Origin of the sequence: Pseudomonas sp. SK2 (assembly GCF_016772395.1) — a bacterium.
Taxonomy (GTDB): domain Bacteria; phylum Pseudomonadota; class Gammaproteobacteria; order Pseudomonadales; family Pseudomonadaceae; genus Aquipseudomonas; species Aquipseudomonas taiwanensis.
Window position 1 is genome coordinate 598018 of the sequence record NZ_CP061944.1, and the last position, 15981, is coordinate 613998.

General features: G+C 61.9%; 16 protein-coding genes and 2 tRNA genes. 14 read left to right on the plus strand and 4 right to left on the minus strand.

Annotated features, from left to right (window positions below; all coding sequences use genetic code 11):
• Window positions 1-25: 25 nt before the first annotated feature.
• From IF103_RS02600 to IF103_RS02630, 7 genes are read left to right on the plus strand one after another with little or no spacing between them, the layout of a single operon-like run.
• Window positions 26-622, plus strand: coding sequence for an NAD(P)H-dependent oxidoreductase (locus IF103_RS02600; RefSeq protein ID WP_023378476.1), 597 nt, complete (start codon window positions 26-28; stop codon window positions 620-622).
• A 15-nt stretch (window positions 623-637) separates the two neighbouring features.
• A complete protein-coding gene (locus tag IF103_RS02605) occupies window positions 638-1159 on the plus strand; it encodes a DUF2867 domain-containing protein (protein ID WP_023378477.1) in 522 nt (173 codons plus the stop codon).
• A 9-nt stretch (window positions 1160-1168) separates the two neighbouring features.
• The gene (locus IF103_RS02610; RefSeq protein WP_023378478.1) at window positions 1169-2380 is read left to right on the plus strand and encodes an AfsA-related hotdog domain-containing protein; all 1212 of its coding nucleotides are present in this window, start codon (window positions 1169-1171) and stop codon (window positions 2378-2380) included.
• 2 nt (window positions 2381-2382) lie between these two features.
• On the plus strand, window positions 2383-3522 hold the full coding sequence (locus IF103_RS02615; RefSeq protein ID WP_023378479.1) for an NADH:flavin oxidoreductase: 1140 nt from the start codon (window positions 2383-2385) through the stop codon (window positions 3520-3522).
• Between the two features lie 10 nt (window positions 3523-3532).
• Complete coding sequence (locus IF103_RS02620) at window positions 3533-4306, plus strand: SDR family NAD(P)-dependent oxidoreductase (protein ID WP_202675841.1); 774 nt, start codon at window positions 3533-3535, stop codon at window positions 4304-4306.
• A gap of 7 nt (window positions 4307-4313) precedes the next feature.
• The gene (locus IF103_RS02625) at window positions 4314-5051 is read left to right on the plus strand and encodes an SDR family NAD(P)-dependent oxidoreductase (RefSeq protein WP_023378481.1); all 738 of its coding nucleotides are present in this window, start codon (window positions 4314-4316) and stop codon (window positions 5049-5051) included.
• A gap of 5 nt (window positions 5052-5056) precedes the next feature.
• The gene (locus IF103_RS02630) at window positions 5057-5488 is read left to right on the plus strand and encodes a hypothetical protein (protein WP_023378482.1); all 432 of its coding nucleotides are present in this window, start codon (window positions 5057-5059) and stop codon (window positions 5486-5488) included.
• 49 nt (window positions 5489-5537) lie between these two features.
• Here IF103_RS02630 and IF103_RS02635 read toward each other — a convergent pair whose 3' ends face one another.
• The 4 genes from IF103_RS02635 to IF103_RS02650 all read right to left on the minus strand — a co-directional run bounded on the left by IF103_RS02635 (window position 5538) and on the right by IF103_RS02650 (window position 8572).
• On the minus strand, window positions 5538-7103 hold the full coding sequence (locus IF103_RS02635; RefSeq protein WP_023378483.1) for an ABC transporter permease: 1566 nt from the start codon (window positions 7101-7103) through the stop codon (window positions 5538-5540).
• Complete coding sequence (locus IF103_RS02640; RefSeq protein ID WP_023378484.1) at window positions 7103-8116, minus strand: extracellular solute-binding protein; 1014 nt, start codon at window positions 8114-8116, stop codon at window positions 7103-7105. The genes IF103_RS02635 and IF103_RS02640 overlap by 1 nt, the downstream gene beginning before the upstream one ends.
• 195 nt (window positions 8117-8311) lie before the next feature.
• Window positions 8312-8398: transfer RNA gene (locus tag IF103_RS02645), tRNA-Leu, on the minus strand.
• Window positions 8399-8485: 87 nt separating this feature from the next.
• Window positions 8486-8572 (minus strand) — tRNA-Leu (locus IF103_RS02650).
• Window positions 8573-8843: 271 nt separating this feature from the next.
• Between IF103_RS02650 and rnr the strand changes: the two genes are divergently transcribed.
• From rnr to dnaB, 7 genes are all read left to right on the plus strand, one after another.
• Window positions 8844-11420, plus strand: coding sequence for a ribonuclease R (rnr, locus tag IF103_RS02655; protein WP_023378485.1), 2577 nt, complete (start codon window positions 8844-8846; stop codon window positions 11418-11420).
• Complete coding sequence (gene rlmB / locus IF103_RS02660; RefSeq protein ID WP_023378486.1) at window positions 11417-12163, plus strand: 23S rRNA (guanosine(2251)-2'-O)-methyltransferase RlmB; 747 nt, start codon at window positions 11417-11419, stop codon at window positions 12161-12163. The genes rnr and rlmB overlap by 4 nt, the downstream gene beginning before the upstream one ends.
• A 246-nt stretch (window positions 12164-12409) precedes the next feature.
• Window positions 12410-12835 carry a 30S ribosomal protein S6 gene (gene rpsF / locus IF103_RS02665; protein WP_023378487.1) on the plus strand — a complete coding sequence of 142 codons (426 nt, stop codon included), beginning with the start codon at window positions 12410-12412 and terminating at the stop codon, window positions 12833-12835.
• Between the two features lie 28 nt (window positions 12836-12863).
• Window positions 12864-13094: a 30S ribosomal protein S18 gene (gene rpsR / locus IF103_RS02670; RefSeq protein WP_003249563.1), complete on the plus strand. Its 231-nt coding sequence runs from the start codon at window positions 12864-12866 to the stop codon at window positions 13092-13094.
• A gap of 33 nt (window positions 13095-13127) precedes the next feature.
• Entirely contained in the window at window positions 13128-13991 is an 864-nt protein-coding gene (locus tag IF103_RS02675) for a YybS family protein (RefSeq protein WP_023378488.1), read from the plus strand.
• Between the two features lie 20 nt (window positions 13992-14011).
• The gene (gene rplI, locus IF103_RS02680; RefSeq protein WP_023378489.1) at window positions 14012-14458 is read left to right on the plus strand and encodes a 50S ribosomal protein L9; all 447 of its coding nucleotides are present in this window, start codon (window positions 14012-14014) and stop codon (window positions 14456-14458) included.
• Between the two features lie 113 nt (window positions 14459-14571).
• The gene (gene dnaB, locus IF103_RS02685) at window positions 14572-15969 is read left to right on the plus strand and encodes a replicative DNA helicase (protein ID WP_023378490.1); all 1398 of its coding nucleotides are present in this window, start codon (window positions 14572-14574) and stop codon (window positions 15967-15969) included.
• Window positions 15970-15981: the final 12 nt, after the last annotated feature.

Here is a 15981-nt window from a genome sequence, read left to right on the forward strand (position 1 = left end):
CATCAACCCTAAAAGGATTTCGAACATGGAAAACGTTCTGGTCGTCATCGGTCATCCGGACCTGAGCACCTCGCGCGCCAACGCAGCGATCGTCGAGGCGCTGCGCGACAGCAAGGTCACCCTGCATCCGCTCAGCGCCGCCCTTGGCAGCGATGGCTTCGACATTGCCGCCGAACAGAAGCTGCTGTGCCAGCACCAGCGCATCGTGTTGCTGTTCCCGCTGTACTGGTATTCGTGCCCGGCATTGATGAAGCGCTGGATCGATGACGTCTTCACCCCAGGCTTTGCCTACGCGCGGGGTGGCGACAAGCTGCAGGACAAGGAATTCATGATCGTCACCAGCGTCGGTGCACCGGCTTCCGGCTACCGTGCAGGTGGTTTCAACCGGTTCACCCTGGATGAATTGCTGCGCCCGCTGCAGCAGACGGTCGCGTATGTCAAAGGTCGCTACCTGCCGCCGATTCCGCTGTACGAGTCGGTGTTCATCGCCGACGACGCGCTGGACCAGGCAGCGCGCGAAATAGCCGGCCTGATCACCAGCAACCAGGAGTCGCCTGACGAGGCCTATGAAAAGCTGCTGCTCAAGGCTGAGCTGGCGGCCATCGCCTTGCTCCAGCAATGACACGGAGCCTGTCCCATGTCTCGAACCCTGGCCTTGGCGCCTGAGTGCGTGCAGTTGGTAGCGCCTGTCGAGCGCCTGGACTTTTTGCACTGCGACGCCGCACAGCTCGCCGCGCCGGTCACTGCGCTGGGCGTTTACCACGCGATGACATCGGACATTCCGGCATGGCTGGCCGCGGCGTTTCGCCTTCGCGATTTCATCTCGCGCCGGTTCAATGTCGCCGACATCCGGGGTTTTTCTGCACGCCCCCCGGAACGGGCGCCTGTGGTGGGCGAGCGCTTGGACTTCTTCACGGTGGAGGCGCTGAGCGACAGCCAGTTGGTGCTGACTTCGCGAGATACGCACCTCGCCGTGATGGTGTGCATGGATCTGCAGCACACCAGACCAGGCACGCAGCATCTGAGCGTGACCACGTCGGTGCAGTGCTTCAATGCGTTCGGGCGCCTGTACATGTTGCCGGTGGGCCCCGCCCATGGGCCGATCGTCAGGCGCATGCTGCGCAATGCCGTGGCGGCTTTTCCCGTCCAAACCCGTTAGGTGATCAACATGGATCGTCAATTACCGTTGACTCCGCAGGTCCTGCACAAGGGCACGGCGGAGGATGTACTGCTTTCAGAATTCCAGGACTTGTTGCCCGCCCGACTCACCTGTCGGGAGGTCGAGCGGTTGCAAGGCGAGCTGGACCCGGCGGGTCTGACAGCCCTGCACCATGCATACCGCGAGGATGCCCGGCAGGGTTGGGTACTCGCCAGCTTGCCTGCCTCGATCAGCGAGACTGACTTTGCCGTGCTCGGCGGTTTCGAGATGAACGTGCAAGGTTTCTACGCGCTGCGCGACGGCGTCTACCATCTCGCTGCACCCTGGTTGCCACGCCAGGTAGAGCTATACCTGCAGCGCCACTTCGGGCTGCCCGCAGTGGACCAGGCGCAGGTGGCCCTGCTGGCGGACAGGCTGCATGTTCTGCCCGGTTGGGAGCGGGCCAACCTGTCGTCCTACACCGTGCTGAATGACACCAACAATTACTTCTTCTACAACAAGCCTCACGAGCATGTGCCTGGGCTGATGCTCATCGAGGTCGCGCGTCAGGCCATGTACCACTACTTCTACAGCCACTCCGGCTACCGTCGTGGCGATGTGTCCATCTCGATCGAGGACCTCGCGGTCTCGTTCAACAATTACACCGAGTCGACCTATGCGGTCGAAGTGGTGGTGCAACACAGTGCTGGTCAGAAACGGCATCAGCCGCGCACGGTGGACAAGACGGCGATGTTCTACCAGAACGGCAGCCTGGTCACGACCCTCCGGCTGCGTGGCAGCGCCATGAAGATGCCGCTGTTCAAGCGCATGCGCACGGTCAACTTCCCTGAGCACCATTGGTTCGCGCCCTCCAACCGGGTGCTACCGCAGGTGTTGCTGGGCATGAGCGATGGCAGCAGCGTGGAAGGCCGACTGGAGCATGTGTCTCTGCGGGGCGTGCGCTTCACGGCGCAACTGCCCCACGCAGCGTCGAGCGTGCGGCAGTTGTCGATCTACGTCAGAGATAGCGGGTTTCTCAGCTTTGCGATCGCCGCGGTTCACCCCTCGCGGCAGGAGGGCGTGCAACTGGCGATGTTCGCCAAGCTCGACCGCGCCACGCTGTCGACCCTCAAGGAGGTCATCAAGTGCCACTGCTTCCATGAGCCTCTGCTGGAGTATGCCGCGGTGGCCGATGCGAGTAACGATCCTTTGGCCAGTCCGTGTGTCCGGCAGAGCGTGTGAGCATGACTTCGGGTTATCCGCTGACACGCCAACCCATCGACCTGGGGCGGCACCTTCAGTTGAAGAACCGGGTGTACTTTGCGCCGATGGGCATCGATCTCGGGCGTGACGGCTGCCTTACCGAGGAGATGTTTGGGTTCTACCGAGGCATCATCGACGGCGGTTGCGCCATGGTCGTGCTGGCCAACTCGGCGGTGGATGCCTCCACGCGCCTGCATTCAGGCGGCCTGTGCCTGTATGACGAGCAGCATGCCGAGTGTCTGGCGCCGTTGATTGATTATGGCCGGCAGCACGCTTGTCCGGTGGTCGTGCAATTGCAGCATTACGGTGCGCAGGGCAATCGAGCCCTTGGCGGTGGGGTGTTGCTGGCGCCCAGCCGGAGCGCGCCCGGCAAGCGCCAGCCTGGTGTCCGGGTGATGACCCACGCCGATATCCGAGCGGTCTGCAGCCAGTTCGCCCATGCCGCGCGGCTGGCTCGGCAGGCGGGCTCGCGTGCGGTCCAGTTGCAGGCGTCCAATGGATATCTGTTGAGCAGTTTTCTCTCACCTCACACCAACCGCCGAACCGACCGTTATGGCGGTTCGCCCCTGCGGCGAGCGCGTCTGCTGTTGGAGGTGATCGAGGCCATTGCCGAGGCGACGCAGGGTGAAGTCGATATCTCCGTCCGCCTTGGCATCGATGATTGTCTTGGTGAGAAAGGCCAGCAGCCCGCGCTGCTCGAGCACGTGGTGCCAGCCTTGCAACAGGCTGGCGTGAGCGCGCTGATGTGTTCGGCAGCCGTTCGTGAAACCTTCCACTACATGTTGCGTGCCGACCCCAGGGTGCATGCCCTGCTCGTGCAGGGTGTGCGGCACATACGCGAGTTGACCTCGCTGCCGGTCGGTTTCGCCGGTTTCACCGGTTCGCTCGCCCAGGCCGAGGCGTTGCTCGATCTGGGCGTAACCGACCTGGTGGGCATGAGCCGGGCGCTGTTTGCCGACAACGACCTGGTCAACAAGTCCCTGGCCGGCAAGCCGGGCAGCGTCAATGCCTGCCGCTTCGACGGCAATTGTTTCCGTGACAAGAGCAACCCGAGGCTGGACCGGGTGTATTGCTGCGTGAACGACAAGTACAAGCGGCCCGATTCGATTCGATATGACTAAGGAGAGTCCAATGCAATTCGAGGAAAAGACCGTTGCTGTCACCGGCGGCACGAATGGGATCGGTCTGGAGGTGGCTCAACGCCTGGTCGCGCAGGGCGCACGGGTGGTGGTGCTGGGCCGCAGCCTGGAAAAGGGGCGAGCGGCCATGGCACTGCTGGGTGAACGGGCATCGTTCATTGCCTGCGATGTGGCCGAGGCGGGCGCCGTGCGAGACGCCTTCTGTGAAATCGAAACGCGCTTCGGTGGCCTTGATCATGCGGTGAACGCGGCGGGGGTGACTGCCCCCTACGCGCCAGTAGCCGACTTGCAGCCGCAGGACTGGGATCGGGTCATGCGTATCAATCTGCATGGTCCGCTTTACTGCCTGCAGCAAGAGCTGCGTCTGATCGGCCAACGGGCAGGTGGTGCGATCGTCAATGTCTCGTCCTGCGCCGGCGTGATGGCCATGCCCAACCAGGCTGCCTACGTTGCCAGCAAGGCCGCACTCAATGCCCTGACCCAGGTGGTGGCGATGGAAAGCGCCACCGATCGCGATGGCCGTCACGCCGTTCGAGTCAATGCCGTCGCGCCAGGCCCGATCCTCGGCGGCATGAATTCGCCGGAGCGACTGGCGGCCAGCCCCGCGAACACGCAGCGCAAGATCAATGCGACGGCCATGAAGCGCTTCGGTGAGGCCGGCGAGGTCGCCGATGCGGTGTTGTTCCTGCTGAGCGCAAACGCCTCCTACATCACCGGTAGCGTATTGAGCGTCGATGGTGGCTATCACATCGGCAAGTTCGAGTGAGGACCTCATGAACCACGTTTTCATCAGTGGCGTCAGTTCGGGCATCGGCCATGCGCTGGCCGCCTTGCACCTGGCGCGGGGCGACGAGGTATGGGGTGTCTCGCGGCGTGCGCCCGAAGATCTGCTGCGTCACGCGGGCTTCCATTTTCGCGGCCTGGACCTGTGCGCGCCTTCGGGCTCGGAGGCTGCGCTCCAGGTGTTTCTCGGCGAGACCTGCTTCGACACCGCCTACCTCAATGCCGGGACTTTCGGTTCTGCCCCGGACCTGGCCTGCAACACCTCGGCCGAGGCCTTTCGCGAGGTCATGGAGCTGAACGTGGTGGCGGTCAAATGGGTGCTCGATCTGCTGCTCAAGCGTGACGCGCTGCCACGTCAGGTCGTGTTCTCGGCTTCCGTCTCGGGCATTCGTCAGCGCGCTGGGATGCTGTCCTACAGCGTGTCCAAGGCGGCGTTGAATGCGCTGGCCAAGGTCTATCACCTGGAGAACCCGGAGGTATTCTTCGCCGTGCTCGGTCTTTGCAACGTCGACACCACGGTGGCCCATACCATCCTGCAGGCCGATGAACGCTTTCCCGAACTGGTCGCCTTGCGCGAGCGCGCCGCACAGCCTGGCTATGTTGCCAGCCCGCAGGAGCGCGCACGCGATATCGTCACGCTGTTGGCACGGCGACAGGCCATTGCCCTGCAGTCAGGGCAATTCTACGAAGTCAGGCAACTTCTCGAACGTTTGAACATGGAGGTTTGAGCCGCATGAATCAGTCCCGCTACGCCACTATCGTCCGCGTCGGTGCGGTATACGACGTGATCGCCACCCTGCCATTCGCCATTCCATTCGTCGCTGGCTGGGCCTTGCAAGTGTTTGCCGGCCTGGATGCCTGGCTGGGCCTGGGCACGCCATTCGCCAGGCTCGATGCGACGTCGCTGTTCTTCATCAACCTGGGTGCTTTGGCTTACGTGGTCTGGGGCATTGCCCGTTGGCGCCAGCCCACGGTGAGCAACGGTCGGCTGGATGCGGCGCTGCGCCTGGCGGTCATCGGCTTGCAGCTGTATGCCCTGAGCCAGGGAGCCACGCCAATCCTGTGGGGGCTGGCGGCAGTGTTGTTATTGCTGGCGGTGCTGCAGCTGCGCACGCCTGCGTCAGTCGGGCAGGTAGACGAGGGGCGTGCGCTGTTCACGCGTTGAGTCGGTGGCCGTGAAGCCCCCTGCTCCAGTTGGAGCAGGAGGTGCAGGTTCATGCCTTGTTCAGGTACATCCGCGTGGTCAGCAGGTACACCGGCAACCCCGACACCACGATCAGCAACGCCGCATAAGGCGCCGCCGCCGCGAACTCGACGTTGGCGGTATGAGCCCACACCTCGGTGGCCAGGGTTGTCATCCCGGTCGGGCTGAGCAGCAGGGTGGCGGTCAGCTCCTTCATCGCATCCAGGAACACCAGGGCAAAGGCCGCTGCCATCGCCGGGAAGATGATCGGCAAGGTCACCCGGCAGAACGCCGCGAAGCTGCTGGCGCCCAAGGTCCGTGCCGCTTCTTCCAGCGTTGGCGAGGCTTTGTTCAATGCGGTGCGTACCGGTGATTGGGCCAGCGGCAGGAACAATAGTGCATACGCCAGTAGCAACAGCGCTGTGGTCTGGTATAGCGCCGGCACATAGTGCAGGGCGAAGAACACCAGCGTCAGTGCGATGACCAGCCCGGGCAGGGCATGCAGCAAGTAAGGCAGACGCTCGGCCCAGATCGCCAGGCGGCCTTTGAAGCGCACCACCAGGAAGCTGATCGGCAGGGCCAGCAACACGCAGAAGCCGGCGCCACCCAGCGACACCGACAGCGAAGTCAGCAACGCCTTGCTGATCGCCGCTACAGGGAAGGCCGCCGATGAACCCACGCTCAACCAATAGCCAAGCATGGCCAAGGGTATGCCGCTGCCCAGGATCGCCAGGCCCAGGCAGAACAGCTGCGCCACGGGCATCCAGGCACGTAGGCGAACCGGCTGCGCCCGACGGGCAACGCCCTGGCCAATCCTTACATGGCGTGCCTTGCCGCGTACCCGCAGCTCCAACCAGAGCATGATCAGGCACAGCACCAGCAGCACGGCCGATAGCATGGCCGCGTTGGCATTGCTGAATTCGAGCTCGAACTGTTGGTAGATCGCGGTGGTGAAGGTCTGCAGCCCAAGGATCGACAACGCGCCGAATTCCACCAGCATGTGCAGCGCAATCAGCAGCGCGCCGCCCAGCATCGAGGGCCAAAGCAGCGGCAAGGTGACTTTGATGAACACGCCCCAACGGCTGCAGCCCAAGGTGCGCGCAGACTCTTCCAGCGAGGTGTCGAGGTTGCGCAGGGTTGCTGCCACCGGCAGGAATACCAGCGGATACTTGGACAAGGCCATGACCATGATCGCCCCGCCCAGGCCCTCAAAGTCCGAACTCAGCGACACCCAGGTGAAGCTGCTGACGAACGAAGGCACAGCGAAGGGCAGGCACAACACCACGCCCCACAGGCGCCGACCAGGCAAGTTGCTGCGTTCGAGCAGCCAGGCCAGGGCCAGACCGACGATCATGCACGTCAGGGTCACGCCCACCATGAGCATCATGGTGTTGCGCATCAGCCCCCAGACGAAGGGACGCCACAACAGGTGCAGCGCCTCGCGCCAGCCGGCGTCCCAGGTCTTGATGGCGACGTACAGCAACGGCAACACGCTCATTGCCACCAGGAACAGGACAGGCAGCACCACCCAGATCGACGGGCGTTTGCGGCGCGGCACGAAACGTACCGGCACAGGTTCGGACAGGGCGGCGGTCATCAGAGCAAGCCGACCTCGCGCTCGAGCTCGATGGCTTCCTCGGCATTGCCCAGGTCAGCTGGCGAGATCTTCGGCGGACGCAGGTCTTCGAACGGCTTCAGGCCGCGATCGGAGACCATGCCTTTATGCAGTGGGTACTCAGCGGTGGTCTGGGTGATCACGCGCTGGCCTTCTTCACTGGCCATCCAGTTGAGCAGGGCCTGGGCTTCTTTAGGGTGTTTGCTGGCTTTGACCACGGCGGCGCCAGAGATGGTCACCAGGTTGCCGGCATCGCCATCGGCCAGGTAGTACAGCTTCGACTCCAGTTTGCCGCGTTCGCGCTCGAGTGCGTACCAGTAGTAGTTGTTCACCAGCACCGCGGCGACTTCACCTTTTTCCACCGCCTTCAGGGCGACCATGTTGTTGGTGTAGGTCTTGCCGAAGGCCTTCAGGCCGGTCAGCCACTCTTCGGTGGCGTCGCGACCATGCATCTTGAGGATGGCCACGGCTTGTTCCTGGAAGGCGCCGCTGGTGGGTACGTAACCGACCCGACCTTCCCACTCAGGGTTGGCGAAGTCCATGACCGTGGTCGGCAGGTCTTTCTCGTCGACCTTCTTGGGGTTGTACACCACGATCCGCGTGCGGGCAGTGATACCCATCCAGGTGCCGTTGGCGCCCACGTATTCCTTGGGCATCATGCTCTGCGTGGCATCGTCGATCTTCGCCAGCAGGCCCAATTCACCCAGGTTGTTCAGGGGAGGAGACTCTTCGGTGTAGATGATGTCGGCTGGCGAACGGTCGCCTTCTTCGATGATCTGGCTGGCCAGCTGATTGCTGCTGCCCTTGCGGATGTTGATATGGATACCGGTCTTGGCCTCGTAGGCCTTGGCGATGGCCTCGCCGATTTCCTTGTGTTGACCGTTGTACAGGGTCAGTGTCACCGGGTCGTCTGCCATGGCGGCCGGAGCGCCAATCACCAGGCTCAGGACTGCGGCGGCCAGGGTGCGCATCAGCGGTTGCGGACGGATCGTCATGCGGGTACTTCCTCGCTTGCGGCTACATATTTGGAAACAATGGTAAACGAAATCGTTTCTCAAGTGGCCGTGTGACGAGAAATTCATGGGCAGACCATGGTTCAACGTCTGGGGTGCGCGGGACAGCTTGCGGGGGAGGGGGATAAAAATCGCAGGCAAGAAAAAAACCCACTAGCAAGCTAGTGGGTTTTTGTATGGTGCCCAGGAGAAGACTCGAACTTCCACGACCGTTAAGTCACTGATACCTGAAACCAGCGCGTCTACCAATTCCGCCACCTGGGCAAAGCTTTGCATCATCTGTAGAAGGCGACTATCGTTCGCTTTCACACAGTAGTAACAGATCCTTGGTCATCTATTACTTGAAATTTTTGGTGCCCAGGAGAAGACTCGAACTTCCACGGCCGTTAAGCCACTGATACCTGAAACCAGCGCGTCTACCAATTCCGCCACCTGGGCACACATTCGAGATTACATGATGCTTTACAGCGCCGTTCATCTCTACTACAACTTCGGGGTTGTCCGTCGTTGTGGTGCGCACTATACGGACGCTCCGGAGGGCTGTAAAGCCCCTGATCGAAAAAAAATTCAAAAAATTCAACTTGTTGATTCCGCAGGCCTATTGCTTCGCTCCGGACATGCCGCTGGGGCTGTCCAAGGCTGACATTTCCGGTTTCAATACGCCTATGCCAGAATTCCTATCTATATACCCCAAGGTGAACCCCTTCTGATGGCCGATTGGCAATCCCTCGATCCCGAGGCCGCTCGCGAAGCGGAAAAATACGAAAACCCTATTCCCAGCCGTGAGCTGATCCTGCAGCGTCTTGCCGACCGTGGTGAACCGGCGGCACGCGAAGAACTGGCGGCCGAGTTCGGCCTCTACGATGAAGACCAGATCGAAGCCCTGCGCCGCCGCTTGCGTGCCATGGAGCGTGACGGTCAGCTTATCTATACCCGGCGCGGCACCTATGCCCCGGTGGATAAGCTGGACCTGATCTGCGGCCGTGTCTCTGGCCACCGCGACGGTTTCGGTTTCCTTATTCCCGACGATGGCAGCGACGACCTGTTCCTCAGCCCATCGCAGATGCGCCTGGTGTTCGATGGCGACCGTGGCCTGGCCCGGGTTTCCGGTGTCGACCGCCGTGGCCGCCGCGAAGGCGTGCTGGTGGAAGTCATTTCCCGCGCCCATGAAACCGTGGTCGGTCGCTACTTCGAAGAAGGCGGCATCGGTTACGTGACGCCCGACAACCCGAAGATCCAACAGGAAGTGCTGGTTACCGCCGGTCGCAACGGCGGTGCCAAGATCGGCCAGTTCGTCGAGATCAAGATCACCCACTGGCCGACCCCGCGCTTCCAGCCGCAGGGCGATGTGATCGAAGTGATCGGCAACTATATGGCGCCGGGCATGGAAATCGATGTCGCCCTGCGCAGCTATGACATTCCGCATGTCTGGCCCCAGGAAGTGATCAAGGAAGCGCGCAAGTTCCGCTCCGAAGTCGAAGAAAAGGACAAGGAAAAACGCGTCGACCTGCGCCACTTGCCGTTCGTCACCATCGACGGCGAAGACGCTCGCGACTTCGACGACGCCGTCTACTGCGAACCGCTGGGCAAGCTGCGCCTGTTCTCCGGTGGCTGGCGCTTGTACGTCGCGATCGCCGACGTCTCCAGCTATGTTCGCCTGGGCTCGGCCCTGGACGTCGAGGCCCAGCAGCGCGGCAACTCGGTGTACTTCCCCGAGCGTGTGGTGCCGATGCTCCCCGAGGAGCTGTCCAACGGCCTGTGCTCGCTGAACCCGCACGTCGATCGCCTGGCCATGGTCTGCGAAATGACCATCAACAAGACCGGTCAGATGGTCGATTACCAGTTCTACGAAGGCGTGATCCACTCCCATGCGCGTCTGACCTACAACAAGGTCAGCAGCATGCTCGAGCATGCCCGCACCCGCGAAGGCAAGGCGCTTCGCGAGGAGTACAAGGAGGTCCTGCCGGATCTGAAGAACCTGTACAACCTCTACAAAGTGCTGGTGGCGGCCCGTCACACTCGTGGGGCCATCGACTTCGAGACCCAGGAAACCCGCATCATCTTCGGCGACCAGCGCAAGATCGCGGAAATCCGCCCCACCGTGCGCAACGACGCGCACAAGCTGATCGAAGAGTGCATGCTGGCGGCCAACGTGGCCACCGCCGAGTTCCTGCAGAAGCACGGGGTTCCGGCCCTGTACCGCGTGCACGACGGTCCGCCGCCGGAGCGTCTGGAAAAACTGCGAGCCTTCCTGGGTGAGCTGGGGCTGACCCTGCACAAGGGCAAGGACCCGTCGCCCAAGGACTACCAGGCCTTGCTGGCCAGCATCGCCGATCGTCCGGATTTCCACCTGATCCAGACCGTGATGCTGCGCTCGTTGAGCCAGGCGGTGTACAGCACCGACAACAACGGCCACTTCGGTTTGAACTACGAGGCGTATACCCACTTCACCTCGCCGATCCGTCGCTACCCGGACCTGCTGGTGCACCGCGCCATCCGCAGCATCATCCGCTCCAAGGTCGAGACCCCGCACGTCAAGCGGGCTGGCGCGATGAGTATTCCGAAGGCGCGTATCTACCCGTACGACGAGAACACCCTCGAGCAATTGGGCGAACAGTGTTCGATGACCGAGCGCCGTGCCGACGAGGCCACCCGCGACGTGGTCAACTGGCTCAAGTGCGAGTACATGAAGGATCGCGTGGGTGAAACCTTCCCCGGCGTGATCACTGCCGTGACCGGTTTCGGCCTGTTCGTCGAACTGACCGATATCTACGTGGAAGGCCTGGTGCATGTCAGTGCGCTGCCGGGCGACTACTACCACTTCGACCCCGTGCACCATCGTCTGTCGGGCGAGCGCAGTGGGCGCACCTTCCGCCTGGGCGACACCATCGAGGTCAAGGTCATGCGCGTCGACCTGGACGAGCGCAAGATCGACTTCGAGGTGTCCGAGCAGCAGCTCAGCGCACCAGTGGGCCGTAAAGGTCGTAACGCCGCTCCAGTCGCCGACAAGTCCGAGGCCCCGAAGGTCGAAGCCAAGGCGACGCCCAAGCCGCGCAGCCGCAAGAGCGAGGCCGCCGAGGCGTACTTCCCGAAAGACGCGGTCCAGCGTAACGCCGAAGTGCGCAAGAGCCGTGAAATGAAAAAGGCGCTGATGAGCGAAGCCCGCAGCAGCGGCCATGCCAGCAGCAAGTCGGACAAAGGCGGCAAGTCGTCCGGCAAGCCGACCAAGCACCGTAAAGGTCCGTCCAAATCTGGCGGGCCACGCAAAGGCAAGAGCAAGCCATGAGTCAGCTGGAAAAAATCTACGGCGTGCACGCCGTGCAGGCGCTGCTGCAGCACCATCCGAAGCGGGTCAAGCAGATCTGGCTGTCTGAGGGGCGCAGCGAGCCACGTGTCCAGGGCTTGCTGGCGCTGGCCGCCGAGAACCGCGTACCGGTCGGCCAGGCCGAGCGCCGTGAGCTGGACGCCTGGGTCGAAGGTGTTCACCAGGGAGTGGTTGCCGAGGTCAGCCCGAGCCAGGTCTGGGGTGAGGCGATGCTCGACGAGTTGCTCGAGCGCACCGAAACCCCACCGCTGATCCTGGTGCTCGACGGCGTCACCGACCCGCATAATCTCGGTGCCTGCCTGCGCACCGCGGATGCCGCCGGTGCCACAGCCGTGGTCATTCCCAAGGACAAGTCGGCCACGTTGACCGGCGTGGTGCGCAAGGTGGCGTGTGGTGCGGCAGAGGTGATTCCGCTGGTGGCTGTGACCAACCTGGCGCGTACGCTGGAGAAGTTGCAGCAGCGCGGGCTGTGGGTGGTCGGTACCGCAGGCGAAGCCGAGCAGGAGATCTACCAGCAAGACCTGACCGGGCCGCTGGTGATGATCATGGGCGCGGAAGGCAAGGGCATGCGCCGCCTGACCCGCGAGCACTGCGATTTCCTGGTGAAGTTGCCGATGGCCGGCAGTGTCAGCAGCCTGAACGTGTCGGTAGCGACCGGCGTCTGCCTGTTCGAAGCCGTTCGTCAGCGCCAGGCCAAGCGCTGACCCTCAGCCTGTACCGCCCTTTTCGCGGTTTTACCCGCGAAAAGGGCGGTAGCTCGTGAATATGTTTCTGGCTGTTCAAATATTCACCAATCACCTTGCTTGTGCGTCCAGCCTTCTCTACAATTGCGCCCCTTGCCGAGCTGGCAGGTGCGCATGTGCCTCTACTCCCTGGCAAGACACACCAGTGTCATTCACTCCTTGTCTGACCAGATTCGCTGGCAGACTACTAACCCGTAAGGAGCATTCATGCGTCATTACGAAATCATCTTCCTGGTTCACCCGGACCAGAGCGAGCAAGTCGGCGGCATGGTTGAGCGTTACACCAAGCTGATCGAAGAAGATGGTGGCAAGATCCACCGCCTGGAAGACTGGGGCCGTCGTCAACTGGCCTACGCAATCAACAATGTTCACAAGGCTCACTACGTGATGCTGAACGTTGAGTGCACCGGCAAGGCCCTGGCCGAGCTGGAAGACAACTTCCGCTACAACGATGCCGTTATCCGTAACCTGGTCATCCGTCGCGACGAAGCCGTTACCGGTCAGTCCGAGATGCTGAAGGCAGAAGAGAACCGCAGCGAGCGCCGTGAGCGTCGTGAACGTCCTGAGCATGCTGACTCCGCCGAAGGCGATGACAGCAATGACAGCGACAACAGCGATAACGCTGACGAGTAATCCACGGACCTTTTGAGGAGCCTATTACATGGCACGTTTCTTCCGTCGTCGTAAATTCTGCCGCTTCACTGCTGAAGACGTGAAAGAGATCGACTTCAAAGATCTCAACACCCTGAAAGCTTACGTATCCGAAACCGGCAAGATCGTTCCGAGCCGTATCACTGGTACCAAAGCTCGTTATCAGCGTCAGCTGGCTACCGCTATCAAGCGCGCCCGCTTCCTGGCCCTGCTGCCCTACACCGACAGCCACGGCCGCTGAGACCGGGTCGTCGACAAGAAGTAAGGGATAAGCATGCGAGCGTTAGCTGATTTCATCATGCGCGGTCGTGTGCAGGCCACCCTGGTGGTGGTCGCAAGTGCGGTATTACCGCTGCTGTTCTGGTTGAGTGCCGCTGCCGGAAGCCTGGTGCTTCTGCGGCGCGGATTCAAGGACGCTTCAACGGTCATCGCCTGGGGCCTTTTGCCTGCGGTGGCCATTTGGGTCTTCGGCGATCCAAGCACCTTGCTGGTGCTGTTGGGAACGCTGGGGCTGGCCGCCTTGTTGCGTGCCGGGCATTCCTGGAGTCGGGTGTTGATGTCCAGTGTTGTGTTGGGGTTGGTCTACAGCCTCATCCTGGACACGGTACTGCGCGAAACCTTCGAGGTGTTGGCCAAGGCGCTTGTGAAAGCCCTGCCGCAAATCGAAGGCAAGCCGGTTATTCCCGGTGAGCTGATCGGCCCCGTGCTGGTCGCTTCCACAGCGGTGATGTTGCAATTGTTCAGCGTGCTGGCGTTGATGCTGGCGCGTTATTGGCAAGCGGTGTTGTACAACCCTGGAGGCTTCGGTCGCGAGTTTCGCGCCCTGAGGCTGCCACGGGGTGCCATGTTGGCGTTGGTTGCAGTGATGGTGTTGGGCCCGTTCATCGGCCCGCAGTTCATCGTCCTGGCATCCGCGTCCAGCCTGGTGCTCGTTCTGGCCGGCATCGCCTTGATGCATGGACTGGTGGCGCAGGGGCGACTGGCTGGTTTCTGGCTGGTTGGCATGTACGTGACACTGCCGCTGATCATGCAGCTGATTTATCCGTTGCTCGTGGTTTTGGCCATTGTCGACAGCCTGATTGATTTTCGCGGTCGCAAGTCCCCTCAGGGGAATGACTCCGCGAACGGTGAAGGTTAAAAGTTAAGAGGTTTTACCAAATGGAACTGATCCTGCTGGAAAAAGTCGCCAACCTGGGCAACCTGGGCGACAAAGTAAAGGTTAAGGCTGGTTACGGCCGTAACTTCCTGCTGCCATTCGGCAAGGCCACCGTTGCCAACGCCGCCAACCTGGCTGCGTTCGAAGAGCGCCGCGCCGAGCTGGAAAAAGCAGCTGCCGAGAAGAAATCGTCGGCTGAAACCCGCGCAGCCCAACTGGCTGAGCTGGAAGTCACCATCACCGCCACCGCTGGCGATGAAGGCAAGCTGTTCGGTTCGATCGGCACCCACGACATCGCTGACGCCCTGACCGCCTCCGGCGTTGAAGTGGCCAAGGCTGAAGTTCGTCTGCCGAACGGCACCATCCGTCAGGTTGGCGAATACGACGTAGCCGTGCACCTGCACAGCGACGTTGAAGCCACCGTACGCGTGGTCGTCGTAGCTGCCTAAGCTGCGCTGATCGGCTGGCCCCTCGCGGTTCAGCCGGTTAACATCGGGCACGGTCCTGTCTTTCACAGGCCGTGCCCTTTGTCTTTTTCATCCTCCAGAATTCTTTCGTGGCCATGAACGAGATCACCAATCCCGAACAGCTAGACTTGCAGACCGCAGCCCTGAAGGTGCCCCCGCATTCCATCGAGGCCGAACAGGCCGTGCTCGGTGGCTTGATGCTGGACAACAACGCTTGGGAGCGGGTGCTGGATCAGGTCTCGGACGGTGACTTCTACCGGCATGACCACCGCCTGATCTTCCGCGCCGTGCACAAGTTGGCGGACGCCAACCAGCCGTTCGACGTGGTGACCCTGCACGAGCAGTTGGACAAGGAAGGCTTGTCGAGCCAGGTGGGCGGGCTTGCCTATCTGGCGGAGTTGGCCAAGAACACCCCGTCGGTGGCCAACATCAAGGCCTACGCGGCGATCATTCGTGAACGTGCCACGCTTCGGCAACTGATCAGCATCAGTACGGACATCGCCGACAACGCCTTCAACCCCCAAGGCCGCAATGCCGAGGAAATCCTCGACGATGCCGAGCGGCAGATCTTCCAGATCGCCGAGGCGCGCCCCAAGACTGGCGGCCCGGTGGGGGTCAACGAGCTGTTGACCATGGCCATCGACCGGATCGACACGTTGTTCAACTCCGACAGCGACATCACCGGCGTATCCACGGGCTTCACCGACCTGGACGAGAAGACCAGCGGCCTGCAGCCCGCCGACCTGATCATCGTCGCCGGTCGTCCGTCGATGGGTAAGACCACGTTTGCCATGAACCTGGTCGAGAACGCCGTACTGCGCACCGACAAGGCGGTACTGGTGTTCTCCCTCGAGATGCCAGGCGAATCGCTGGTCATGCGTATGCTTTCGTCCCTGGGCCGTATCGACCAGACCAAGGTGCGTTCCGGCCAGCTGGACGACGACGATTGGCCGCGGCTGACCTCGGCGGTCAACCTGCTCAACGACCGCAAGCTGTTCATCGACGATACCGCCGGTATCAGCCCATCGGAAATGCGTGCACGAACCCGACGCCTGGCCCGTGAGCACGGCGACATCGCGCTGATCATGGTCGACTACCTGCAGCTGATGCAGATTCCGGGCTCGGCCGGTGATAACCGGACCAACGAAATCTCCGAGATCTCCCGCTCGCTCAAGGCCCTGGCCAAGGAATTCAACTGCCCGGTCATTGCCTTGTCGCAGCTCAACCGCTCCCTGGAGCAACGCCCGAACAAACGCCCGGTGAACTCCGACTTGCGTGAATCCGGTGCGATCGAGCAGGACGCCGACGTGATCATGTTCGTTTACCGCGACGAGGTGTACCACCCCGATACCGAGCACAAGGGCGTGGCCGAAATCATCATCGGTAAGCAGCGTAACGGCCCCATCGGCTTCGTGCGCCTGGCGTTCATCGGCAAGTACACCCGCTTCGAGAACCTCGCGCCGGGCATGTACAACTTCGATGATGACGAATAATGGCTGTACTCA

Coding starts and splice junctions, on each gene's coding strand:
- IF103_RS02600 (WP_023378476.1), top strand. CDS start 26: ATGGAAAACGTTCTGGTCGTCATCGGTCATCCGGACCTGAGCACCTCG.
- IF103_RS02605 (WP_023378477.1), top strand. CDS start 638: ATGTCTCGAACCCTGGCCTTGGCGCCTGAGTGCGTGCAGTTGGTAGCG.
- IF103_RS02610 (WP_023378478.1), top strand. CDS start 1,169: ATGGATCGTCAATTACCGTTGACTCCGCAGGTCCTGCACAAGGGCACG.
- IF103_RS02615 (WP_023378479.1), top strand. CDS start 2,383: ATGACTTCGGGTTATCCGCTGACACGCCAACCCATCGACCTGGGGCGG.
- IF103_RS02620 (WP_202675841.1), top strand. CDS start 3,533: ATGCAATTCGAGGAAAAGACCGTTGCTGTCACCGGCGGCACGAATGGG.
- IF103_RS02625 (WP_023378481.1), top strand. CDS start 4,314: ATGAACCACGTTTTCATCAGTGGCGTCAGTTCGGGCATCGGCCATGCG.
- IF103_RS02630 (WP_023378482.1), top strand. CDS start 5,057: ATGAATCAGTCCCGCTACGCCACTATCGTCCGCGTCGGTGCGGTATAC.
- IF103_RS02635 (WP_023378483.1), bottom strand. CDS start 7,103: ATGACCGCCGCCCTGTCCGAACCTGTGCCGGTACGTTTCGTGCCGCGC.
- IF103_RS02640 (WP_023378484.1), bottom strand. CDS start 8,116: ATGACGATCCGTCCGCAACCGCTGATGCGCACCCTGGCCGCCGCAGTC.
- rnr (WP_023378485.1), top strand. CDS start 8,844: ATGGCCGATTGGCAATCCCTCGATCCCGAGGCCGCTCGCGAAGCGGAA.
- rlmB (WP_023378486.1), top strand. CDS start 11,417: ATGAGTCAGCTGGAAAAAATCTACGGCGTGCACGCCGTGCAGGCGCTG.
- rpsF (WP_023378487.1), top strand. CDS start 12,410: ATGCGTCATTACGAAATCATCTTCCTGGTTCACCCGGACCAGAGCGAG.
- rpsR (WP_003249563.1), top strand. CDS start 12,864: ATGGCACGTTTCTTCCGTCGTCGTAAATTCTGCCGCTTCACTGCTGAA.
- IF103_RS02675 (WP_023378488.1), top strand. CDS start 13,128: ATGCGAGCGTTAGCTGATTTCATCATGCGCGGTCGTGTGCAGGCCACC.
- rplI (WP_023378489.1), top strand. CDS start 14,012: ATGGAACTGATCCTGCTGGAAAAAGTCGCCAACCTGGGCAACCTGGGC.
- dnaB (WP_023378490.1), top strand. CDS start 14,572: ATGAACGAGATCACCAATCCCGAACAGCTAGACTTGCAGACCGCAGCC.